A 24,126-nucleotide genomic window follows, 5' to 3' on the forward strand; every position below is an offset into this window, starting at 1 on the left:
GCATCGGGCAGTCGAGATGCGGAGCTGTGGACTGATGGCGCCGTGTGCGTGTGGGGAAGGAGAAATACCGAGAGATGACGAGTTCCCGTATCGCTGAGAGCGATTCAGTCCTCGGCACGCTGCGGACAACTGCGAGCCATACGATCGGCATCCCCCACCTGGTTGAGCTTCTGCGCGAGGTGCCGTCGGATGCGCCCGCCGAGCGGTACCGCGAGGCGGTCGTAGAAGGCAACGTCCTCGGCCGTCCAACTCAGGCCGGTCGGCAGCGTTCGTTCCGCCATCTCCGCGAGCTGTACTTCTTAGACCCTGGCCGCTCGGAGTTCGCGGCGCTGCGGCACTTCTGGAACATCGACCCCTCGTCGCGCTCGCTCCTTGCGGGGCTTCTGGCCTTCACCCGTGACGAGGTGCTTCGCGCTTCGTTCGCCGCGATTTCGGACCTCCCTGCGGGTTCGAGCGTGACGTCGGCAGACCTAACCGAAGCTGTTGCCGGACAGTTCGGCCACGAAATGTCGGCGTCGACGCTGGCGAAGACTGGTCGCAACACCGGGGCTTGCTGGACCCAGACCGGCCACCTCGCGGGTCGCGCCAAGAAGGTGCGGACCGAAGTGGAAGCCCGCCCGGCGGCCATCGCCTACGCGGCATACCTGGGGCACCTCGCCGGCGGGCGTGGCCTCGGCGTTCTCGACAACCCTTGGTCGCAGATCCTCGAACTCGCACATGGCCACTCCTTGGAGGCGCTGCGGGACGCGCACACCCAGGGACTCGTCGACCTCCTCGTCGCAGGCAACGTCATCGATGTATCGTTCCCCGCCGTAGGTGGTGCTGGATGAGCCCAGTCGCCGATCTTGTCGATGCGTACAAAGCCGAGTTGTCCCTAACGTGGCAGGACAACGTCTCAGGCGGTGAGCGCGTCTGGATGCTGGTCTACCCGCCTGACCTGGAACGCCGGATGCGGCACGCTCTTCCGAGCATGGAGTTGACGACAACCCAGGCGGGCCGCGACTGGCTCGTCGTTGACGTCAGCGATGACTTTGGGCGCTGGCTGTCTTCGCATCGGCATGCGGAGGCGTTCTACGAGGAGCCGAGCGATCTCACGCAGTCGATCCTCGACCAGTTCGAGACGACATTGGTCACGCGCATCCGCGATGCCCTCGAAGCGGCTCCCACGAATGCCGTCGTGGCACTGGTGGGGATCGGTTCGATCTATCCGTTCCTCCGGGCATCGAGCGTGATCAAGTCCGTCGATTCCGCTGTGACTGGCCGCCTCCTCGTTCTCTTTCCTGGGCTTCACGACTCGGAGACTCATTCATTCCGCTTGCTCGACGCGCGCGACGGGTTCAACTACCGCGCCCGCGTCATCGATCCGCAGAAGGACATCTCGTGACGATCAACAACGATCTTTTCGTGCGGCCCCCGCTGAGCTTCGAAATTCCGAACGACGGTGTCACCAATGTCGACCGTCCCGAAGACTCCAACCAGTGGGATGTCCTCAAGTACGAATTGGAAAGCTTTGTCTGCGAGGGCGAGTATGAGCACGGTCTCCAGCGCATCCTCGACTCCTACACCGGTCACCGGAACCGAACGACACAGCCTGCTGTCTGGGTTTCGGGGTTCTACGGCAGCGGTAAGTCCCACCTAGTCCGCGTTCTGCAGCACCTGTGGGCCGACACGAAGTTCCCGAACGGCGCGACTGCGCGAGGGCTGGCCAACACCTCGCAAGGCATCCAAGACCAATTGACCGAGCTGACGACGCTCGGCCGCCGAGATGGCGCCGCCCCGTGGGCGGCCGCAGGAGCGCTTGACCGCAGCGGCGACACCCTCAACTCGGTGTTTCTCTCCATCGTCCTCGGGGCAGCTGGGCTGCCCACGCGTGTCGCGCCCGCTCAAGTGGCATTGTGGCTGGCCGACAACGGGCACCTTGACGCTGTCCGCGAGCACATCGTGGCCGATGGCGGCGACATCATCGAGGAACTGGCCGAGTATCACCTCAGCAGGCAGCTGGCGAACGCCATCCTCGCGGTCGATCCGGAGTTTGCGAGCTCGGCGAAGGATGTGCGCGGCCAGCTGAGCAGCCAGTTCCCGACGAGCGCACGCTCATTCTCCACGGATGAGACGGTCGAACTACTCAAGAAGATCCTTCAATACGCCGGCGACGGACACATTCCGCCGTCGCTGATCGTCCTCGACGAGGTGCAGCAGTACATCAGCGGCGACGGCGGCCGAGCTATGGAGGTTCAAAACCTCGTCGAGTCGGTGTCTCGCGAACTCGACGGTCGGGTACTACTCGTGGCAACGGGCCAGCAAGAGTTGACGGCCGACTCGACGCTCCAGAAGATCCAGGACCGCTTCACCGTCAAGGTCGTCCTCAAGAACCAGGACGTCGACGCCGTCGTCCGCCGTGTGCTGCTCAGCAAGGAGCCCGCGAAGAAGTCCGGTCTCGACACCACGTTGGCGTCGGTCGCCGGGCAGATTTCCCGGCAGCTCATCGGCAGCAAGATCCAGCACACCGCCGCTGACGACAAGGACCTCGCCGAAGACTACCCGCTGCTCCCGGTGCGTCGTCGGTTCTGGGAAAGCGTGCTCCGCCAGGCCGACGCCGGCCGCGCCGGGCAATTGCGTTCCCAGCTCCGCATCGTCCACGAGGCGAACCGCATGGTCGCTCCTGAATCCGTCGGCACGGCGGTCGGTGCCGACTTCCTCTACACACAGAAAAACGAAGACTTGAACGGCGCAGGGCTGCTCCTCAAGGAGACGCAGACGCTGATCCACGAGCAGGGACAGAAGGACGACCTGCGGGGGCGCATCCTCGGCCTCATCCACCTCATCGGTCTGCTGCCGACGTCCGGGCACGGCGACATTGGCGTGCGCGCCACGGCAGACCACCTCGTGGATCTGTTAGTCGAAGACCTTGCCCACGACGGGGACCGACTCCGGCAGAAAGTCCCCACAGTGCTCGAAGCGCTCGCCGCAGAGGGCATTCTTCAACAGGACGGCGAGGAGTTCCGTCTTCAGACCAAGGCGGGCCGCGAGTGGGACGAAGCTTTCCGCAGGCACCACGCGCAAGTGACCGACAGCGAGGTGAGCACCGAGCGCGACTCCCTGCTGCTCGCGGAGGTCAATCGGGCTCTGCCCGCGACTATCCAGCAGGGTCGCGCCAAGGAGTCGCGCAAGCTCGCCCTTCACGCCGACCCGTCGCTCCCGCCGGACTCCGAGGCGATCCCAGTGTGGCTGCGCTCCGAGTGGGACGAAGGTATCACCGCGAAGCAGTTCGACGAGGCCGCCCGAAGCCTCGGCGTCGACTCGCCGATCGTCCTCGTTCACCTCCCCCGTCTCCAGGCTCCCGCCTTCGCCGCAGCGGTCCGCAACAAGCTCGCTGCGCAACGGGTGATCGACCAGCAAGGAATTCCGCAGGACGACGAGGGCAGGCAGGCCCGGAGCGCAATGCAGACGCGCCTCAACCGGGCGACAGACCAGGTGAACGCATACGTCCGCGATGTCATCTCCAAGGCGAACGTTCTACTTGGCGGCGGGACGACACCAAGCGGAGTCACCCTGCGCGAGGGGATCGAGGCAGGCGCGCAGGCCGCTGCGACACGGCTCTTCCCACGGTTCACCGAGGCTGACGACAACCGGTGGCCGCAAGTCATCGCCCGGGTGAAGTCCGGATCGGCGGTGGACGCCCTCAAAGCAGTCCAATACGACGGCGACCCTGAGCAGCACCGCGTCGTCAAGGAGGTACTCAATCGCATCGGCCCAGCGGGGACTGCAGCTAGTGACGTCGAAAAGGCCGTCACCTCGAAGCCCCTCGGCTGGCCGAGGGACGCGCTCATGGCCGCCCTCGGGGTGCTCCTCGACACCGGGGTGATTCGAGCGACGCTCAACGGAAGCGACGCGACTACTGCCGACGTACTGAAGCAAACCCGTCTCGGCAATGTGCAGCTTCGTCGTGAAGTGACAGTTCTCAAGCCCGCTGAGAAGATTCAGGCGCGCCAGCTGCTGAGCAACCTCGGCTTTTCGACCGACAACGATGGGCTCGTCTCAGCGGTCGAGCAGGCCGTCAAGTCGCTCGTCGACCGCGCGAAGGACGTAAGCGGACCCGCTCCGCGCCCGGACATCGCTGTCCCAGGCAACATCCAGGTGATCGTGAGCACCTCGGGCAACGACCGTGTGCACGCCCTTCTCGCTGCGAAGAGTGACCTGACGAGCTTCAACGAGCGGCTGGGGGACCTGGAACGGAGGCTCAAGAGCCGGACACCCTCGCTCGAGTTGGCGCGTTCGCTTGCGACGTCGGCTGCGGGCCTGGTGCCGGCGTCGGCGGCCCGTGACCGGCTCGACGCGCTGGCCGCGAGCCGCGATCTACTCGCCGACGCCGACCCCGTCGCCCCGATCGTCAAGGACCTCGCCGACACACTTCGCGATGCCATCCACGAAGCAGCAGTTGCGTTGCGTGATGCCCGCGCGACGGCTGTGGCGAGCCTCGCACAGCAGCCCGCGTGGACGGCTCTCGACGAGGCGCAGCGCGAGGCGCTCCTGGCGGAACACCACCTCGGAGCCGAGCCCGAGCCCAACCTTGCCGATCCGTCGGCCGTTCTGGTGGCCGCGCAGGCCCGGCCGCTCCAGGGGTGGACCGCTGAACTAGACGCAATCCCACAGCGGTCCTCTCGGGCGCTGGAGGCGGCGATCCGACTCACGACGCCTGCAGCCAAGACAACCACGGTGCGGGTGTCGACGGCGAGCCTGAACAACGTGGACGAGATCGAACGGTTCATCGATGACCTGCGCAGTCAGCTTCTCGACGCTCTGAACAGCGGCAACGACACTGTCGTGGTGAAGGGCTGACCATGACCACCGAAACGATCACTGTCCTCAACTCTGAACAACGGCGCTTCCTTGACACCCAGACGCAACGTGCCCGCGAGGCGGCACAACGCGCAGCCGAAGACGCATTGCGCGCACTCGCGGTCAGCGAGCCGAGCCGGCCCGCATACCTAAGCGAACAGCAGAACAAGCTTCGCCTTGCACTTCGCGACAAGGCTCGCCAACTCGGCGATGACACCTCGCGCGCGGGTGTGCCCTTGACGAACCTCGTTCACGACGTCGCCTATGAGCAGTGGCACCGGTTGCTGTTCGCACGCTTCCTGGAAGTAAACGGACTCCTGCGGCATCCCGAGTACCGAGCCATCCCATTGTCTTTGGAGGATTGCGGCGATCTCGCATCTGACCTCGGCGAGCCCGACGCGTGGGCTGTTGCCGCTCGCTTCGCATCCGAAATCCTGCCCGGTGTGTTCCGCCTCACCGATCCTGCAGTCCAGGTGGGGTTCGCGGCCGAACACCGGAACACACTGGAGCGACTGTTGCTGGAGATTCCGGCGGAGGTGTTCACGACGGAGGATGCTCTCGGCTGGGTCTACCAGTTCTGGCAGACGGCCGAGAAGAAAAGAGTCAACGACTCCGGCGTCAAGATCGGCGGTGCCGACATCTCGCCCGTGACGCAGTTGTTCACCGAGAACTACATGGTGCGCTTCCTGCTGGAGAACTCTCTCGGCGCTTGGTGGGCAGCCCGTCACCCCGAGTCACCGCTCGTTGATTCGTGGGAGTACCTCCGACTCGATGAGGACGGTGCACCTGCCGCCGGCTCGTTCAGTGAGTGGCCCGAATGTGCAGCTGACGTGACGGTGATGGACCCCTGCTGCGGTTCTGGCCACTTCCTCGTTGCCATGTTCGGAATGCTCTGGCGCATGCGCGCCGAGGAGGAGGGTCTCACGTCGGCCGATGCGCAGGATGCGGTCCTTCGCGACAACCTCCACGGCCTCGAACTCGATCCACGATGCACCCAGATCGCAACCTTCAACGTCGCGCTTGAAGCGTGGAAGCAGGGTGGGTTCCGTGAACTTCCCGCTCCGCAGATCGCTTGCTCTGGCGTGCCGGTCCACGGGGTGCGCCAAGATTGGGAAGGCTTGGCTGCAGACGACGGGGAACTCCGCAAAGCCATGCGCGGGCTACACACGCTTTTCCGAAACGCAGACAGCTTGGGTTCGCTCATCGACCCACGGCCCACAGCCAATCGCGACGGCCTCTTCGGTCGTGACTTGAGTGTCGGTGTATCTGCCGACCGAGTGCGTGAACTCCTCTCGACGGCGCTCCGCAACGAGAGTCAAGACGCAACTGTCCTTGGGCATGCGGCCGACGACGTGATGCACGCTGCCGGTCTCCTTGGTCGCAATTACACGCTCGTCGCCACCAATCCGCCATACCTGAGCACGCAGCGTATGGATGAATCGACCGCCGAGTTCATATCAGACCGGTTTCCGCGCTCGGGAACGGAGCTCGCGACGGCGATGCTGGAGCGTTTCCTACCGGACTCGACCGGAACGATCGCTGCTGTCATGCCGATGAACTGGCTTTTCCTGAAGTCGTTCGGTCCGCTGCGCGTGCATCTCTTGCATCGCTCGGGCTGGAATGCGGTTGCGCCGCTCGGCGCTGGCGCGTTCCAAACGATCACTGGCCAAGTCGTCCAATCGGCGTTGGTGTTGATCTCCGCTGCGCGTCCGAAGGAGATGATGTTCGTCGACGCGCGGCAGTCCTCCTCGACCAAGGCGAAATCAGAAGTGTTGCGGGCCGGCGACATCGATCTGGTGACATTTGACGACCTACGCAAGAACCCCGGGTCAATACTTGACGCAAGCACTCTGGGCAAGAGCCTCTTGTCGAGTTACGCCACGAGCTGGCAGGGGCTCGTCACGATGGATACCTCGCGGTATGTCCTTCACTTCTGGGAGGTCACCGGCGACCCCTCAGTGTGGGAGAAGTACGTTACCGCGCCTTCAGAAACTGGACCTACTACCGGACGGCAGTACTTGCTTCGCTGGGATTCCGGTGATGGTGCGCTTCAGTCATCCCGAGCGCACAACTACAACCCATCATCAGTACTTGGCAAGCGAGGGGTGCTCGTCGGCCAGTCAAGCCTGCGCGTAACGCTGTACGACGGCGAGATGTTCAATGACGCCTCAGCCCCAGTCATACCGTCGAATCCGGACGACTTGCGCGCAGTCTGGTGCTATTTGCAATCACCGGAGTACGCGGACGCGGTACGCCGGGTGAACTCCAAGGTTGTCGTCAATCCGGGCTACTTGATCAAAGTTCCATTTGATCGCGACCACTGGCGCCGCATCGCTGAAGAGGCCGGTACGACTCTCGTGCGCAACGTAAGTGATCCGACCCAGTGGACGTTCTCCGGCGATACCGTCGATTCGAACTATCCTCTCCAGGTTGCGCTCGCTGGACTACTTGGATACCGCTGGCCCGGGCAGGATTCAACTGCCTTCGATGAATTGGTGGACGCTGACGGCATCGCGGCGCTGGTCTCGCTACCCGGCGAATCCGACCTTGTCACGCGGTTGCGGGAGGTACTTTCGGTCGTTCACGGCGGTGGCTGGTCTAGCGCCCACGAACGACAGTTGGTCGTCCAGGCGGGCGGCAAGAATGGCAAGCTCGACGACTGGCTCCGCGCTACCTTTTTCGCTCAGCATGTGAAGGTCTTCGACAACCGACCATTCCTCTGGCACATCTGGGATGGCCGCGAGGATGGGTTCTCGGCGATCGTCAACTACCACAAGCTCGACCGGCGGACGCTGGAGAAGCTGACCTTCACGTCGCTCGGCGCATGGATCGACCGGCAGAAGCATGAGACTCGGGCGGAACGGGCTGGCGCTGACGCTCGACTCGCAGCAGCCGAGGAACTCCAGCACAGGCTCAAGCTCATCCTCGAAGGTGCGCCGCCCTACGACGTGTACGTGCGGTGGAAGCCCATGGCCGAGCAACCGATCGGCTGGGAGCCAGACCTTGACGACGGTGTCCGCCTCAACATCCGACCTTTCGTGACCGCCGGGGTACTCCGGTCGAAGGTCAATGTGCATTGGAAGAAAGATCGCGGAACGAATCCCGACGGATCCGAGCGCCACAACGATCTGCACCCGACACTCGATGAGCGCCGCGCAGCCCGGAGAGCCGCGGAGGCGACTGAATGACGCTCGTCCGTGCCGTGGTTGCCGAAGCGCTCCGTGATGCGGCGGCCTTCAACGCGGGGGCGATCTCTGCCCCCGCGGCTGTGCTGTGGGCCGACCCCGAGCGCGCGTGGGAGCCTGTGATCCGCGGTCTCCAGGAGGTAGCGCCTATTCTCGTTCTCGGCGAATACGATCCCGCACGTGCTCAAGGACCCGCACTCTGGCTTCGAGCCGTTCTCGCATCGCCTGAGTCAGCCAACCTTCCGACTCACCTAGCGGAGCACGGTGAGCGCAACCCGTGGGTGATCTATCTACCCGGTGTCAGCCGCAGTTCTGTAGTCGAAGCATCTGCCCTCGATGACACGCTTGCGCCGCTTGCGGAGATCTCAATCCGCTCCAACTGGTGGCCGTCTGCGCTCGGTCAGGCGCCGTGGACACCGCACTCGTTCCTCGCATCAAGACAGGGTGCAGGGCTAGACCTCGCTGGCGACGCCGCGACGAGAACTGCATTTGCGCAAGTGCTGGACAAGTTTCTTTTCGAGGACATCGATGACCTCAAGCGCATGGGGCGCCTCGACTCGTCGCGCCTCCACCACCTCGTGCTCGATGACGCGGTACGCACCCTGCTCGAATGGATGAATGACCCGGACGTGGTTCGGGCCTCGCTCGAAGGCGCGCGATGGCAGGCACTCAACGCTTCCTGCAAATCCGTCTACGGGTTCAGCCCCGAGAAGGACGGTCCGCTCACCGCAGCCAGCAAGCTTGGAAGCAGGACCGGCGAGTGGAGTGCCGTCTGGCAGCGGTTCGCCGAGAACCCCGCCCGCTATCCGAACATCCCCGAACTACTCGATCAAGCGCGCCCCTCGGTCGTGCCGCTCTTCGGAGACACGGACCCCCATGCCGATTCGTGGCCGTCATGGAATCGCGACCAGGAGGAGGCGTTGCGGATCGCATTAGGTGGGCTGGCGGCTGACCCGGACCCGAAGCGCCGGATCGTCGAACTCGTTGCCGCACACTCGGCGAGGGAGGACAACGTCTGGGCCGCCCTCGGGCAGGCGCCGTTGGCGCGGGCTGTCGGGCACCTCGCCGAACTAGCGGGTCGTGTGCTGACCGCATCAACAGCGACAGATCTCAAGTCTCAGGTCGCCTGGTATGGCGATGAAGGCCACGCGATCGACGACCTCGCTTTGCGGGCGATTGCGTCGGCCAAGACGGCGCAGGACCGGGCCGCAGTCTCGATTGCGCTCAGTGCGCTCTACGACCCTTGGATCGATGAGTCCGCGCGGGCCTTCCAGATCGCGGCGATGACCAGCTATCCCGGGCAGATCGGCCTCGGTATCAGCGTGGGGACTGCCGTCGTCTACGTCGACGCGCTGCGCTTCGACCTGGCCTCCCGAGTGACTCGGCGGTTGTCACCGCTCGTCGTCTCTGTCGAGACGCGGTTTGCCGCGTTCCCCAGCGTGACACCGACTGGGCAGCCAGCGGTCGCCCCTATCGCGATCGCCACGGGCGGCGGCACCGCCTTCGATGCGGCTGACGACCAAGGTCGATCCCTCAAGGGCGCGGTCCTGCGTTCGGCACTGGTGAGCGCAGGTGTTCAGTTCCTCGAGTGGGACGCCGCCGAGGTCGGAGATCCGACCGGAAAAGCATGGACGCAGACGAATTCGATTGACTCGCTTGGTCATTCCCACGGACATGCGCTTGCAGACCTCGTCGACCAGCAGTTGGACCTCGTCGCCGAGCGCGTTCGCGGGTTGCTCGACGCGGGGTGGCAAACGGTCGTCATTGTCACTGACCACGGGTTCCTCTTGCCTGGCAAGCCAGCACAGAAGGTCGCTCTCCCCCTACAAGTCACGGAAGGTGATGCGGCGCGCAAACCGCGTGTGGCCCGGTTGAAGGCGGCGGCGGCGCGTCCGGATTTCCCGACGCTGCCCTGGACATGGGATTCGTCCGTCGACATGGTGAGTGCACCGGGAACTGCGGCGTTCGAGGCGGGTTGCCTCTACGAGCACGGTGGCTTGAGCCTGCAGGAGTGTGTGATTCCCGTCGTCACGGTGACGCGCGGCGACACGGCCGTTGCGCCCGTCCAAGTTGATGCCATCCGGTGGACTGGCCACCGCTGCCGCGTCGACTACGTCCCCGCCGAGGCCGATATCGTCGCCGAAATCCGACTCCGCCCAGCCGATGCGTCGAGCACCGTCGGTGGTCCGAAATCGGCCACAGAACCGGGCGAGATCAAAATTCTCGTCGATGAAGAACAGGCTCCCGGTGGGGCGGCCGCGTGGGTCGTGCTTCTTGACCAGAGCGGTGGGGTTCTAGCCCAAGCACAAACTACGGTGGGAGGCGCGGAATGACTGTGGCGATCACGCTCGATGAGATCGACGAGACAGCGGCCTCGGTGTTCGAGGGCTACGTCGTTCGCAAGGATCTAGCGCAACAGTTCAAGGGGGCGTATCCCGTCCCGACGTACGTGGGCGAGTTCCTCATTGGGCGATACTGTGCCACGACCGATCCTGAGGAAATCGAAGAGGGCCTCCAGGTTGTACGCCGTCTGCTCGCCGACCGCACCGTGCGGGCCGGCGAGGAGGAACTGTTCAAGTCACGCGCTCGCGAGCGCATGACTGTCAAGCTCATCGATCTAGTCAAGGCCCGACTCGACGCGAAGTCGAATGCTTACCTCGCCGAGCTGCCGAGCCTCGCGCTGCGCGATGTCAGGATCGACGACGCCGTCGTCAGGGACAACGAACGCATGCTCACTGGCGGCTTCTACGCCGAAGTCGACCTCTCCTACGACGCCGCGATCGCTGAGGAGAACAACGGAAAGCCCTTCGCCATCGGGTCGCTGCGCCCCATCCAGCTCTCAACTCGCGACTCGCTATCACGACTGGCTGAAGGACGGTCGCGGTTCACGACCGAGCGGTGGAAGCACCTTCTGCTCCGGTCGGTGGGCTTCGAGCCTGCGCAGTTGAGCGAACGCGAGCAGAACGTGCTTTTGCTACGAATGGTCCCGTTTGTGCAGCGAAACTTCAACATGGTCGAACTGGGGCCGCGAGGTACGGGTAAGTCGCACCTATTCCAGCAGGTGTCGCCGTACGCGCACCTGATCTCGGGCGGTAAAGCGACCGTCGCCCGGATGTTCGTGAACAACGCAACTGGGCAGCGCGGCCTCGTCGCGCAGTACGACGTGGTCTGCTTTGACGAAGTATCCGGCGTCTCCTTCGATCAGAAGGACGGCGTCAATATCATGAAGGGCTACATGGAGTCCGGCGAGTTCTCCCGTGGTCGTGAGTCCATCCGTGCTGACGGCTCGATCGTGTTGGTCGGCAACTTCGACGTCGATGTTGCTCATCAGCAGCGCATCGGCCACTTGCTCTCACCCCTGCCGCCGGAGATGCGCGACGACACCGCGTTCATGGACCGCATCCACGCTTACCTGCCCGGATGGGATGTCCCGAAGCTCAACCCGACGTACTTCACCCATCACTTCGGGCTTGTGAGCGACTTTCTCTCCGAGTGCTGGTCGCGCCTGCGCGACCAGTCACGGCTCTCGGCCATTCAGGGCCGCGTGAACTACTCGGACGCGCTGTCAGGTCGTGACCTCTCGGCCGTCAACAAGACCGTCGACGGGTTGCTCAAACTGCTCTACCCCGATGCCGAGGCCGCCATATGCGACGAGGACCTCGAATGGGCCGTTCGCATTGCCTTGGAATGCCGCCGTCGAGTCAAGGAGCAGCAGCGGCGTATCGGTGCCGCCGAGTTCCGGAACACACAGTTCGGCTACCGCCTTGGTGAGGGAGTCGAGCAGTTCGTCTCGACGCCCGAGCTGGCGAGCCCAGACTCGATTGGTCTCGATCCGCTACCGCCCGGCCAAGTGTGGGCGATTTCCGAGAGCGACGGCGACGTCGGCCCAGGGCTTTACCGGATCGAGGCGGCGGACACGCCCGGCTCGGGCGCGCGTGGTCTGCTCAACCAAGCCGCGCCCGCGACTCTCCGCGAGAGCTTCAAGGTCGCCGAGCAGAACCTCATCGCCCAGGCGAGACAACTCGTGGGTGACCGCGACCCACGCGAGCACAATCTCACTGCTCAGATCCGAGCCCTCGACGCTGCCAAGACCGGTGCCGGCCTCGGGCTCCCGATTCTGCTGGCTCTCACCTCCGCAATGCTCCAGCGGTCGGTCCGCGGCGGGCTGATCGCCGTCGGAAACCTGTCGCTGGGCGGCGGCGTCGAGACCGTTCACAATGCCGCGCAACTTGCCGAGCACGCGATGGAGAAGGGGGCCACAGCCCTCTTGCTCCCGGTGTCTGCCCGCCGCCAACTCCTCGACGTCAGTGACGAGGTCGCGACGAGGGTTTCATTCATCTTCTACAGCGACGCGCAAGATGCCCTCGTGAAGGCGCTCGACGAATGAGCCAGCAGGTGGTCTGGGCATTCCTGCGTCCGACTGAGCGGGCGATCTGATGCCCGGAGCTCATTGGGTTCGCGCCGCTCTGCAGGTCAACCCCTACGCGTACCAGGGGCGAAACTCGCCCTCAACCAGGTTCGCCTCGGAGGCTGACTACAACAAGGCGCTTCTCGATAAATGTGACGAGCTTGGCATCGAACTCATCGCGATTACCGATCACTGGGCGGTCGACACGGCCCGTGGACTCATTCAAGACGCGACGGCTCGCGGAGTCGTTGCCTTGCCTGGGTTCGAGGCAAATACGGCTGAAGGCTTCCATCTGCTCGTCATCTTCGAGTCCGGAACCGCTGCTGCCGATGTGAACGCGGCCATCGGTGCGTGCGGTGTCACCCCAGGGTGCAACAACGGCACCGTCGGGCAGCCTTTCGAGGACATCTTGGAGAAGATGTCGGATCGCGGTGCGCTGGTCATTCCTGCGCACGCCAACGTGGCGAACAGCGGAATGCTTACGGGCCGGCAGGGCAATCCACTCGCAAAGCTGATCAACCATCCACAGCTCCATGCCTTGGGGATCACACCCAGCGTGGCTGCTGCGCAGGAGCAGGAAGCCATCATCGAACGCCGCAAGCCGTTCGACCGCCGGCACCCACTCGCAGTCATTCACGCCGACGACATCTCCCACCCAGATGCTCTGGAGACAGAGGGTGGCTCCACCTGGTTCAAAGTGAGCACCCTGACCGTCGAGAGCCTCAAGATCGCGGTCCGTACCCCCGAAACCCGGATCGCTCTCGCTGACCCCAAAGGAGAGACTCGCCCTCTCTTGAAGGAAATATCGTGGGTCGGCGGCTTCCTGGACGGCGTCACGATCCCGCTCTCGCCGGATCTGACCGCGTTGATCGGTGGGCGAGGAACGGGGAAGTCCACCGCCATCGAGAGCCTTCGCTACGTTCTCGGGCTGACGCCGATTGGCGCCTCAGCCAAGGCAGACCACGACGCGATCGTCAGCGGTGTGCTTCGGGCAGGGACCGTCGTGAAACTCGCTGTGGAGGCGACCTCGCCGATGATCCAGGCATTCACGATCGAGCGGTCTGTCCACAACACTCCGGTCGTCAAGGACTCCAGTGGTACGGTCACCAGCCTTCAACCGGCTGACGTGATCGGCGACGTCGAGATCTTCGGACAACATGAGCTGGCGGAATTGACAAGCGACAGCGCGAAAGTCGCCAGTATGCTCCACCGTTTTCAAGGCAACGGAGACCTGACTGCCGAGCACAACGCGACGCTGGCAACGTTGAAGGAAAGCCGCGAGAAGCTCGCGCGCGCGGAGAAGGACAAGGCCGAACTCGAGGAAGAACTCGCCGACATCCCGCGCTTGGAAGAGCAAGTGCGCCAGTTTCAGGAGACCGACGTGCCTACTCGGTTGAGTGAGGTCACGCGGATGAACCAAGACGAGGCGGTGTTCTCCGAAGGACACTCGCGCGTTGCCGACGCAAAGTCGACCCTCACGGGGCTGACGGACACACAGCTGATGGCGAAGCTCGGCGCGTCCTACGACGGGCTTGAAGAATCGCCACAAGCGGAAACTCTCCGACTCGTTCGATCTGCGACGAACACGTTGGCGGAGATACTAAAGGCCCTCGCGACTCAGGCCGAAGCAGCCATCGCAGCTGCCGACGTTGCGATCGCCTCGGCCGAAATCGCTTGGACGAATGCTGTCCGCGAGCAGCGCGACGATCACGCAGAGGTGCTGCGGAAGCTCGTTCAAGACGGGCTTGAGCCCGACAAGTACCTGACGACGACGAAGGCGCTTGAAGACCTCAAGGCCAAGGAGCCTCGGCGGGCCAGCATCGACGCCAACATCAAGGAACTGGTCGCTTCCCGCAAGACACTTCTCCAGGAACTCGCTGAGCACGAGAACAAGCGGGTGGAAGCCCTGCACGATGCGATCCGAACTGCGAACGCAGCAACAGGTGGCGTCGTCATCGTGAAGCCAATCGCGGCCCAGGACCGTCGCCACATCAAGTCGCTGATCGAAGACGCGGTCAGCGGGCAACGGACGCAGATCATGGCAGCCGTTGACGCTGAAGGCTTTTCGACCCGTGCGTTCGTTGAGGCTGCCCGCAAGGGTGAGGCTGAACTCACAGCCAAGTTCTCGATCCGTGGTGCGCAGGCCCGCGGAGTGGTCGATGCCGGGGAAGCTCTCTTCCGCCAGATCGAGGAGCTGTCGGTCGGGAATGCGGTGGAAGTGCAGCTCGACATCGGGGCGGGAACGGGCACACGGGAATTCAAGAAGATGGACGACCTATCCAAGGGGCAGCGGGCCACCGCCCTCCTGCTGCTCCTGCTCGGAGCATCACGTGCACCACTCGTCATTGATCAACCCGAGGACGATCTCGATAACAGGTTCGTGTACGACGGGATCGTCAAGAACCTCCGCGAACTTAAGGGCAAGCGCCAGATCATCGCGAGCACACACAACGCGAATGTTCCGGTCCTCGGCGATGCGGAACTCATCGTCGCTTTGGAGGGCAGCGGTCAGAACGGCAAGCCAGTGGAAGGCGGCATTGGATCGCTCGACGACGCCACCATCCGTGCGCTCGCGGAATCGATCCTCGAGGGTGGACCGGCGGCATTCAACGCCAGGCAGCACCTGTACGGGTTCTGACAGGCAGCCCAAAAGGCAGACCCGATGAACAAAGTCTCAAATCATCTGTCCCTGTTCACGATCCGTGAGTATTTGATCTTCGAGGTGGCGAGTCTCAAGATGTTGTCAATAGTCTCAGATTCGTTGTCACCCAACACGGCCCTACGTATGTGTTCGGTTCACGCTGCTAGTCGTTTTCGTCGTCGTGACGGTGTGCGGCCTCGATCGCTTCGGGCGGGGCTGGCTGCTGTAACCAGGTTCGAATCCGCAACAACCCGCCGGCGATAGTCCCGACGGCAAGCACTGCAACGACGATCCAGAACGCAGCGGACATGGAGCAATTGTCCGCCTCTGGCCCTTCTGCCGGCGGTGCCCTGGAAAAATGACGCCGTATAGTAGCAATCTGCTACGGTGGTAGCAACATGCTACACGGGAGGTGGGTCATGTCCGAAGTCGCCGATCGGGTCACCCGGGTGTCCGCTGACCTGTTCGAGGCCGCGGCCGCCGAGGGTGCCCGGCAGAGTCGCTCCGCCAAGCAGCAACTCGACCATTGGGCGCGGGTGGGCCGCGCTGTATCGACCCAGCACACCGCTTCACGACGCAGGGTGGAGGCTGCCCTCGCCGGTCAGATCGACATCGCCGTTCTCAACACCGAAGAAGGCGTGGTGTTCAATGCCGAGGTTTCCGCGGCGATCGAGGAGAGTCTGGCCCGCACCGATTACGGTGCCGTGCTCGCCTCGCGTGGGATCACCACGGTGGCATTGGATGAGGACGGCCAGATCGTCGAGCATCGCCCGGACGGCACCGAGTCCGTGGTTGGTGCGGTGCACTCGCTGCGTCGGTGAAACGCCTGGACCTCGTCGTCGGCTCGAACGGTGCCGGAAAATCGACGTTCGTCGAACTCACGCTGGCTCCGCTGCTACCGAGCAGCGTGTTCGTCAACGCGGATGAGATCGCCAAACAGCGCTGGCCTACCGACGCTTTGGGCCACGCCTACGAGGCCGCGCGGATCGCCGCGGCGACGCGGGAAGCGTTGATCGAGCAGGGGCGTTCATTCATCGCCGAGACAGTGTTCTCGCACCCCTCCAAGCTGGAGCTGATCGATGCGGCCCGTCATGCGGGGTACGTCGTGGTGTTGCACATTGTGCTGATCCCGGAGAACTTGGCCGTTCACCGCGTCCGCTACCGGGTTGCCGCCGGTGGCCACGATGTGCCCGAGGAGAAGATCCGGGAACGGTATCGCCGGCTGTGGACATTGGTGGCTGCAGCGATCGTTCGCGTCGACAGCGCAGCGGTTTACGACAATTCCGCGGCCAGTGGACCGCAGATCGTGGCGCAGATGAGTGGCGGACTGAGCGTCGACACGCCCCGATGGCCGTCGTGGACTCCGGAACAGCTGCGTAGTCGCTGGCCGTAGCTCGGCGCAGCTCGGGCCGTCGCCACCACGTTTGTTGTCGGGCGGGCACGGGTAGCCACTACAGGAGAAAGCCGCAGAGCCCTGACCGCTCCGGAAGCGGCATGAATATTTTGGTTCGGCTCTTTGCGGCAACGAATGCGCAGCCACCACAGGAGAACTCATGTTGTCGAACATCTCGATCACGTCGATGCTCGTCGCCGCTGGTGCGGCCGCCGCGGTAGTACTCGCGCCGGTCGCTTACGCAGATGGCGGGTCCGCTCCGTGTGCGGATGAAGGCAGTGCCACCGTTTGCCAGGCGCCAGGAAACGCCAACGTCATCGCCACCCCACCCGAACAGAGTGGTAGCGGCGCTTCCGGGGGCGGCGGCGGAAATAGCCAGAACGGCCCGTACGGGCCGAATGGCTCACAACCGCCAGTCGGCTAGCGCGGAGTCGCCACTTCTCCCCTATGGCAATTCGAATTGACGGCGGCCCGACTGCAAGGCAGGTGCCGGCCGGGTGGACACTATGACGTGGCCCTTTCTGCAACAGTATTCAAAGTTGAACTCGGCGTCTCCGATGTCGACCACGGTTACTACGCCGACCACGCGTTGACGGTGGCCCGCCATCCCAGTGAGACCGATGAGCGGATGGTCGTGCGGTTGTTGGCTTTTGGGCTTCGTGCACACCGACTCAGCGACGTCGACGGCGAGTTGGCGTTCGGGCCGGGCCTGTCCACCCCTGGCGTACCGGACTTGCGGCTCGCCGACTACACCGGCCGGATCCTGGAATGGATCAACGTCGGCCAGCCCGACGAACGCGTCTTGGGTAAGGCGGCCAGCCAGGCCGACCAGGTGCTGCTCTACCCGTTCGCCGCCGGCGTGGCCACCTGGTGGCGAACCGTCGGTCCCAAAGTGGCGGGGCTGGCGAACCTGTCGGTGCTGCAGATACCGCACGAGTCGGTGCAGCAACTGGTCCAAAGCGTCGATCGACGGGTCTCGGCACAGGTGATGGTGATCGAAGGTCAGGTGACGATGACCGTTGGCGGAGTCGACGTGACCTTCACCCCCGAGCCATTGGAGTGAAGGATTTCGGTTGCCGTGCAACGCTTTCCGCCCGCCGGCGAAGTCAGTTGCCAAGTTCGGCAACAAGGCGCGTCGCTCGCTGAGATGCCTGCGGTCGGTGCCAGGATCGAGATATGAAGAAGAACACCGCGCGGCTGATCCCCAGAGGTACCGACGAATCGCGCCGTGTGGTGGAACGGGTCCAGCTTGTCATGGACCTGACGTCGCGACTGAATGTGCTGCGGCACTCGGATGTGGATGGCCGCAACGCATTGCTGAACGAAATCCTGGGGCGGTCGCTGCCGGAAACCACGACGATCTACCCGCCGTTTTATTGCGACTACGGCCTCAACTTGCGTCTGGGTGACCGGGTTTTCGTCAACCAGAACTGCTCGTTTTATGACCTCGGCGGCATCACAATCGGAGACCGCACATTGATCGGGCCGGGCGTCACCCTCTGTACCGCCGGTCATCCCGTCGAACCGGCGGCCCGATTCGACGGGATCACGGTCTCCCCGATCGATGTCGGGACAAATGTCTGGATCGGGGCCAACGCGACCATCGCTCCTGGGGTCACGATCGGCTCAGGGTCGGTCGTGGCCGCCGGCGCGGTCGTGGCGACGGATGTCCCGCCGAACTCGCTCGTCAGCAGCGCTGGTCACATACAGCGACGCGCTCTCGCGTAAGTCCCGGTACGGGAGCGCTGCTCGCGTACCGGGACTGCGCTGACATCCGCCTCGGATCAAGGAACCGAGACGCACCCCACGCCGGGCACACAGCCTCCACCGCCGCCGGGACCGCCGCCGCCGGACGGCCCCCCAGGAATGCTGCCGCCTCCGCCACCAGGACCGCCAGCACCCGTCGGGCCGCCCGGAATTGACCCACCGCCGCCGCCCGGGCCGCCGCCACCCGTGGGTCCACCGGGCACGCTGCCGCCCCCGCCACCGGGTCCCCCGCTGCCGGTCGGGCCGCCCGGGATCGAACCGCCGCCACCTTCAGGGCCACCACCACCCGTGGCTCCGCCTGGGGCGGTGCCGGTGCCGGGCGAAGTCGTAGGTGACATGGTCGTCGGCGTCGTCGTCACCGTGGTGGTAGTCGTCGAGTTGGTCGTTGTCGTTTTGCTGCCTTCGTCGGTGCCGCATCCCGTGGCGAGAGGAAGTACCGCGACGCCGGCGATCAGGCCGATCCAGGCTGAGTGCCTACGCCACGATGCTCGCGATTGCGGGCGGATGCTCGTGTCAGCTGTCAATCTCATGGTGATGTTTGCCTCCCTCTCGGCTGTCGTTGCGTTATTCCCCGAGATCGAGACTTCCAATCCTCGACGCCGAAAGAAGCGCATCGCGTCGTTTGGATCGCGGAGCCCCCGCGTCCGGCGCACCCCGTCGGCGAGAACGACATCCAGCCGAATCTACGACTGTAGACTTGCCGCGTGGAGTTGCGAACCTACACATTGACTGACGCCGCCGCGCTGGAGAGTTACGTCTCGGACTTCTGGCCTCGCCACATTCGCACGCTGCGCAAGTACGGCATCACTGTGCGCGGCGTCTGGACGGACCTCGAGTCAAGTGAGCCTCGCGTCATCGCACTCGTCGATTATGCGGGCGGCGATCCCCGCCGCCTCGCCGAGAGTTACCGCGCAAGCGATGACTTCGTCGAGGACCACCGGCATTTCGATACGTCGCTCATCGTCGCGACGCACACGCAAACGCTGCAGCCGATCGCGAGTTCCCCGCTTCAATAACGATGCTTGGTGCATCGCTGGGAGGAGATACCCACATGGCCACATCCACTTCGCCTACGCGCAATGCGGCCGCTACCCGTGAGGCGATCCTGCGCTCGGCGATCGAGAATTTCGCCCGCGCCGGATACGACGGCGCGGGAGTCCGCCAGATCGCGCACGACGCCGGCGTGACCGCCATGCTGGTCAACAGGTACTTCGGCTCGAAGGAAGGGCTGTTCGCCGAGGCGGTCGAAACGTCATTTGCCACACCCACTTTCATCGGAGAGCGATCTGACGATCTGGTCGCTGACACTGTCCGGGCCCTGGTGGCGAGGACCGGATCCGGCGACGATGCGCCACCACCGTTCATGATCATGCTGAGGTCCGCCTCGAGCCCGGTCGCCACGACGATCGTGCGCGACGCCATCGAACGCCACGTTGGCGCCCGGCTGGCGCGACAACTCGACTCGCCCGATCAGAATCTGCGCGGCGAGATCCTGCTCGCGTTGATCAGCGGAATGCTCATGATGCGCGGCGTGGTCGGGACGAGCGCGCTTCGCAAAAGCAAGCCCGCGGACATCGAAAGGGTGCTTGAGCCGGCCATCGCCGCGCTCATCGGCGGTTCGCGAGTCTGAACTCCGAAACAGGAATGAACCCGCCTAAGTCTACGTTCGTATACATCGAAGGTATACAGATGTAGACAAGGAGGACCCGGGTGGAGCTCGGATTGAGGCACAAGCGCGCATTGGTCACCGGTTCGAGTGCGGGTCTCGGTCGCGCGATCGCTGAGATGCTGGCTGCAGAGGGCGCGTCCGTGGTGGTACACGGACGTGACGCCGACCGGACGCAAGCGGTCGTTTCCGCGATCGGCGCCAACGGCGGTGAAGCGGTCGCCGTACTCGGCGACCTCTCGACCGACGAAGGCGCCGCAGCCGTCGCGCATGCCGCGGGCGAGATCGACATCCTGGTCAACAATGCCGGCGACTACGACGGTTCGTCCTGGGCGGAACTCACCACCCACGAGTGGGCGAGAATCCACCAGACCAACGTCGTGTCCGTCGTGCGGATGATCGACCATCTTGTCCCGGGCATGCGCCGACGGGGCTGGGGCCGGGTCATCCAGATCGGCGGTGGTCTCGCCGTTCAACCGGTCGCCCAGCAGCCGCACTACAGCGCCACGTTGGCTGCGCGACACAACTTGACCGTCTCGCTCGCCCGAGAGTTGTCCGGAACCGGCGTCACCGCCAACATCGTCGCGCCCGGAGCCATCCTCACCGACAGCACACGGGCCATGGTGCTGCAGGCCGGCGCCGTGCACGGCTGGGGAACCTCCTGGGAAGACATTGAAAAAGCCGCGGCCACAACATGGTTCCCCAACGACATCGGCCGACTCGGCCGTCCTGAGGAGATCGCCGCCGCGGTCTGCTTCCTCGCCAGCTCCCATGCCGCGTACATCAGCGGTGCCGATCTCCGCGTCGACGGCGGCACCATCCGCAACGTCAACTGAAACCACCAGTCGCCAAAGAAAGGTCACTGTCATGTCGCATGTCTTCCTCATCTCCGGAGCTTCCCGCGGTCTCGGGCGCGCCATCGCCGAAGCGGCGCTGGCAGCCGGGCATCACGTCGTCGCGGGTGTTCGCTCGGTATCAGCGCTCGACGATCTCGCTGCCCGTGAACCTGAGCGTCTGGCCGTTGTCCCGCTCGACGTCACCGACGACGAGCAGGTCCGCAGTGCCATCGACACCGCAATCCAACGCTGGGGTCGCCTCGACGTTTTGGTCAACAACGCCGGGTACGCCAACATGGCTGCCGTCGAAGACGTTGACGTCGACGACTTCCGCGCCCAGGTCGAGACGAACTTCTTCGGCGTCGTAAGGCTCACCCAGGCCGTGCTTCCGATCATGCGGAGGCAGCGTGCGGGCCATATCGTCCAAATATCCTCCGTCGGTGGACGTTTGGCGCGGCCGGGCCTGGCTGCCTATCAGTCCTCCAAGTGGGCCGTCACCGGCTACTCCGGGGTCCTCGCACAGGAGGTCGCTCCGCTCGCCATCAAGGTGACGGTGCTGGAGCCCGGTGGCATGCGTACCGATTGGTCGGGCTCGTCGATGCGCATCGCCCCGGTACGCGACGAGTACAGGGACACAGTGGGAGCCGCGGCGCAGCTGAGCCAATCCGCCAACCTCGGCGCCAGCGATCCGGTAAAGGTCGCGGCGCTGTTGCTCGACATCGTCGAGATGGACACTCCGCCGGCTCGCTTGCTGGTCGGCCCAGATGCCTACCGGTACGCCACCGCGGCCGGGCGCGACCTGCTCGCCTCTGACGAACGGTACGCGGATCTGAGCAACTCGACCGCGGCCGACGACGCCACCGCCGATCAGCTCAATCCGCTTGGTGCGTAACGCATCAGGTCGGTGCCAGAATGAGTCAGAAGCCGCTGCGTACAGGTGCTGGGTGATCGGTGGGAGTGCTCGCCGGCTCCTCCTTCGATGGTGTCCGGCGAGGTCGGCCGGCCATGGCGGTTTGAGGACGACCTTGGTCCGCCCGTCGTCGCGGTGGTGATTGCAAAGACGCTTGAACTCCGACCGGCTACCCCCGGCCCGCCACAGGTAAACACTCACCGCGTCTGCGGCGCTCACTCCCGACCTACGTCTTTTACGAACCGCCCTCCCGCGGTGTTGCTCACCCTGTCCCCGACGGATAGCTCCTTCCACGTCGCACGGTCGACGCGCACAGTGATCGTCTGCCCGTCGTCGCGCCGAATGCGCAGGCGCCGGTAGAGATTCGCCCCGTCGAGAAGCGCCCGGGATTTCTTGACGACGGTGCCTTCCCACTCCGATGTCGACATCTCAGCTTCCTTCAGGTGATCGGGTGACGTGGTAGCGCAGATGAGCCACGCCGGGGGCCTGCAGCACCCGCACGAGCTCCATCTTCGGTAGGCCGGGCCGGAATCCGTCGAACAAGCGCTCCCCCGAACCGAGGATGACCGCCGACACTTGCAGGTCGATCTCGTCCACCAAGCCCGCCTTGATCGCCTGGCGTGCACACGATGCGCCGCCGGCGATCGAGATGTCCTTCCCGCCGGCAGCCGCCTGCGCCTGTGCGTACGCGGATTCGATGCCGTCGGTGACGAAATGGAATGTCGTACCGCCCTTCATCTCGATCGGGTCGTGGGCGTGGTGCGTGAGCACGAAGACCGGGCAGTGATACGGCGGAGTGTCACCCCACCAGCCCTGCCAGTCCGAGCCGTCCCATTCCCCACGAATCGGTCCGAACATGTTGCGCCCCATGATGGTTGCGCCCATGCCGTCCAGCATCTCGGACATCACCTGCCGGTTGACGGGGTGATCTCTGCTGGGACCGATATGCCAATCATGGAGGTCGAGCCCGCCCACCCCTAGCGGATTCTCTTCGCTCTGACCGGGCCCGGCGGCATACCCGTCGGCCGAGATCGACATCGAGAGATTCGTTCGTGCCACGTCAAGTTCCGTTCCGTCGATCGGTTCATGCGATTGCCCTTGTCTACATTGAGACCGCTGCGGCGCCGATAACTCATCGTCGTCGGCAGTATTGCCATTCGGGTGTCGAGCGCATCTCCCTGTTGTAGCTTGGCTGGCGCTGGGTCAGGTCAATTCGATTCGACCGGAAGGCAAGCCATGGCGCTCGAAGTCATCAAGACCATCCCTGTCGGCGGCTCCCCGAGTCGGGTAGCACTTACTCCCGATGGTGGCCGCGCTTACGTCCTCAACGGCGGCGGCGACTCCGTCTCGGTCATCAGCACCGTGACCAATACGGTCACCACCACCATTCCCGTCGGGGACCTCCCCGACTCGGTGGCGATCTCCCCCGACGGCACACGTGCCTACGTCACGATCGAGAACGCCGGCACGGTCTCGGTGATCAGTACCGCCACCAACACCATCACAGCGAACATTCCCGTCGGTGACTTCGCGGGCGGAATCGCGCTAACTCCCAACGGCGCCCGTGCATATGTCGCTGCGGCGCACAACCCGGCCACGTCCGGAGACGTCGTGGTGATCGACACGGCTACCAACACGGTCACCGCAACGATCCCCGTCGACGGACATCCCCACAGCGTCGCGGTCAGTCCGAACGGTGCGCGCGCGTACGTCACGAACTGGAACCTGGACGGTTCCGTGTGGGTGATCAACACCGCCACCAACACGGTGATCAAGACCGTTGAGGTCGGAGACTTGCCCAGCGGTGTCGCCGTCAACCCCAACAGTTCCCGTGTCTACGTCACCAACGCGGCTCCCATCGGAACGGTTTCGGTGATCAACGCGACGACGAACACCGTCGCCGAGACAATCCCTGTCGGTAACTCACCGATCGGCGTTGCGGTCAGTCCCAACGGTGCCCGGCTCTACATCACCAACCGTGGCTACCCCGGACCCGGCTCACTGCAGGTGATCAACGCCGCCACCAACGATGTCACCGAAACGCTCGAGGTAGGCGAAGATGCGTGGGCTCTGGCGGTCAGCCCCGACGAAGAGCGGATCTATGTCACCAATCTCGGCGACGACTCGGTGTCCGTGATCGGCGACCACGTTCGCCACTTCCCCGACGTGCCCGACCTCGTCGGCGACATCCTCGGCGGCGTCGCGGGCGACGGTGGCGGATGGCTGATCATCGGCAACCACTTCTACAAGATCCCGCCGCGCCCTCTCGCGGTGGTGCGAATCGCGCGCGCGATAGCGCCCTACCTCGGCAAGCCGATCGAGAACCGGGATTTGGCCAAACAACTGCGCAACACTCTCAATCGACGCCGATAGCGACGGGGGTTCTCGCTCGCTGTCACCCGCCGTTGCCGGCCGATCCGCGGAACAGATTCGCGATGCCTCAGGTTGCACCCTAGAACGCCCATCGAACCTGGAGGAGGA

19 protein-coding genes are annotated in these 24,126 nt (G+C 64.3%); 16 read left to right on the forward strand and 3 right to left on the reverse strand.

What is annotated here, in order from left to right; translation table 11 throughout:
* The first annotated feature begins 74 nt into the window (after positions 1-74).
* The 7 genes from ACJH6H_RS07890 to ACJH6H_RS07920 are packed head-to-tail and all read left to right on the forward strand — an operon-like array spanning position 75 to position 15,070.
* On the forward strand, positions 75-830 hold the full coding sequence (locus tag ACJH6H_RS07890) for a hypothetical protein (protein WP_406774600.1): 756 nt from the start codon (positions 75-77) through the stop codon (positions 828-830).
* Positions 827-1,384, forward strand: coding sequence for a BREX protein BrxB domain-containing protein (locus tag ACJH6H_RS07895; RefSeq protein ID WP_406774601.1), 558 nt, complete (start codon positions 827-829; stop codon positions 1,382-1,384). Before ACJH6H_RS07890 ends, ACJH6H_RS07895 begins: the two co-directional genes overlap by 4 nt.
* On the forward strand, positions 1,381-4,839 hold the full coding sequence (gene brxC / locus ACJH6H_RS07900; protein ID WP_406774602.1) for a BREX system P-loop protein BrxC: 3,459 nt from the start codon (positions 1,381-1,383) through the stop codon (positions 4,837-4,839). Before ACJH6H_RS07895 ends, brxC begins: the two co-directional genes overlap by 4 nt.
* A 2-nt stretch (positions 4,840-4,841) precedes the next feature.
* Entirely contained in the window at positions 4,842-8,027 is a 3,186-nt protein-coding gene (locus tag ACJH6H_RS07905) for a hypothetical protein (RefSeq protein ID WP_406774603.1), read from the forward strand.
* Complete coding sequence (pglZ, locus tag ACJH6H_RS07910) at positions 8,024-10,357, forward strand: BREX-1 system phosphatase PglZ type B (RefSeq protein WP_406774604.1); 2,334 nt, start codon at positions 8,024-8,026, stop codon at positions 10,355-10,357. Before ACJH6H_RS07905 ends, pglZ begins: the two co-directional genes overlap by 4 nt.
* Complete coding sequence (gene brxL, locus ACJH6H_RS07915) at positions 10,354-12,411, forward strand: protease Lon-related BREX system protein BrxL (RefSeq protein ID WP_079676085.1); 2,058 nt, start codon at positions 10,354-10,356, stop codon at positions 12,409-12,411. Before pglZ ends, brxL begins: the two co-directional genes overlap by 4 nt.
* Before the next feature lie 49 nt (positions 12,412-12,460).
* Positions 12,461-15,070: a TrlF family AAA-like ATPase gene (locus ACJH6H_RS07920; protein WP_074304484.1), complete on the forward strand. Its 2,610-nt coding sequence runs from the start codon at positions 12,461-12,463 to the stop codon at positions 15,068-15,070.
* Positions 15,071-15,236: 166 nt separating this feature from the next.
* On the opposite strand, the gene ACJH6H_RS07925 is transcribed toward ACJH6H_RS07920, so the two are convergent.
* The gene (locus ACJH6H_RS07925) at positions 15,237-15,383 is read right to left on the reverse strand and encodes a hypothetical protein (RefSeq protein WP_212811430.1); all 147 of its coding nucleotides are present in this window, start codon (positions 15,381-15,383) and stop codon (positions 15,237-15,239) included.
* A 109-nt stretch (positions 15,384-15,492) separates the two neighbouring features.
* Between ACJH6H_RS07925 and ACJH6H_RS07930 the strand changes: the two genes are divergently transcribed.
* The 8 genes from ACJH6H_RS07930 to ACJH6H_RS07965 all read left to right on the forward strand — a co-directional run bounded on the left by ACJH6H_RS07930 (position 15,493) and on the right by ACJH6H_RS07965 (position 21,627).
* Positions 15,493-15,894: a TA system antitoxin ParD family protein gene (locus ACJH6H_RS07930; RefSeq protein WP_212811429.1), complete on the forward strand. Its 402-nt coding sequence runs from the start codon at positions 15,493-15,495 to the stop codon at positions 15,892-15,894.
* On the forward strand, positions 15,891-16,466 hold the full coding sequence (locus ACJH6H_RS07935) for a zeta toxin family protein (protein ID WP_212811428.1): 576 nt from the start codon (positions 15,891-15,893) through the stop codon (positions 16,464-16,466). Before ACJH6H_RS07930 ends, ACJH6H_RS07935 begins: the two co-directional genes overlap by 4 nt.
* A 511-nt stretch (positions 16,467-16,977) precedes the next feature.
* Positions 16,978-17,529 carry a YaeQ family protein gene (locus tag ACJH6H_RS07940; RefSeq protein ID WP_135356156.1) on the forward strand — a complete coding sequence of 184 codons (552 nt, stop codon included), beginning with the start codon at positions 16,978-16,980 and terminating at the stop codon, positions 17,527-17,529.
* 113 nt (positions 17,530-17,642) lie between these two features.
* On the forward strand, positions 17,643-18,194 hold the full coding sequence (locus ACJH6H_RS07945) for a DapH/DapD/GlmU-related protein (RefSeq protein WP_212811427.1): 552 nt from the start codon (positions 17,643-17,645) through the stop codon (positions 18,192-18,194).
* 743 nt (positions 18,195-18,937) lie between these two features.
* Positions 18,938-19,249, forward strand: a complete 312-nt coding sequence (locus ACJH6H_RS07950) for an NIPSNAP family protein (protein WP_212811426.1) — start codon at positions 18,938-18,940, stop codon at positions 19,247-19,249.
* 35 nt (positions 19,250-19,284) lie between these two features.
* Complete coding sequence (locus tag ACJH6H_RS07955; protein WP_212811425.1) at positions 19,285-19,863, forward strand: TetR/AcrR family transcriptional regulator; 579 nt, start codon at positions 19,285-19,287, stop codon at positions 19,861-19,863.
* A gap of 80 nt (positions 19,864-19,943) precedes the next feature.
* The gene (locus ACJH6H_RS07960; protein ID WP_061010194.1) at positions 19,944-20,735 is read left to right on the forward strand and encodes an SDR family NAD(P)-dependent oxidoreductase; all 792 of its coding nucleotides are present in this window, start codon (positions 19,944-19,946) and stop codon (positions 20,733-20,735) included.
* 31 nt (positions 20,736-20,766) lie between these two features.
* Positions 20,767-21,627: an SDR family NAD(P)-dependent oxidoreductase gene (locus tag ACJH6H_RS07965; protein WP_212811424.1), complete on the forward strand. Its 861-nt coding sequence runs from the start codon at positions 20,767-20,769 to the stop codon at positions 21,625-21,627.
* A 233-nt stretch (positions 21,628-21,860) separates the two neighbouring features.
* Here the strand turns inward: ACJH6H_RS07965 and ACJH6H_RS07970 are convergent, their stop codons facing one another.
* A complete protein-coding gene (locus tag ACJH6H_RS07970; RefSeq protein ID WP_064859155.1) occupies positions 21,861-22,073 on the reverse strand; it encodes a hypothetical protein in 213 nt (70 codons plus the stop codon).
* Position 22,074: 1 nt separating this feature from the next.
* Positions 22,075-22,704 carry a dihydrofolate reductase family protein gene (locus ACJH6H_RS07975; RefSeq protein ID WP_212811423.1) on the reverse strand — a complete coding sequence of 210 codons (630 nt, stop codon included), beginning with the start codon at positions 22,702-22,704 and terminating at the stop codon, positions 22,075-22,077.
* A gap of 177 nt (positions 22,705-22,881) precedes the next feature.
* On the opposite strand from ACJH6H_RS07975, the gene ACJH6H_RS07980 reads away from it, so the two are divergent.
* The gene (locus ACJH6H_RS07980) at positions 22,882-24,018 is read left to right on the forward strand and encodes a YncE family protein (RefSeq protein ID WP_212811422.1); all 1,137 of its coding nucleotides are present in this window, start codon (positions 22,882-22,884) and stop codon (positions 24,016-24,018) included.
* Positions 24,019-24,126: the final 108 nt, after the last annotated feature.

This window comes from Mycobacterium sp. SMC-21 (assembly GCF_045310825.1).
In the GTDB taxonomy this organism is placed as follows: Bacteria; Actinomycetota; Actinomycetes; order Mycobacteriales; family Mycobacteriaceae; genus Mycobacterium.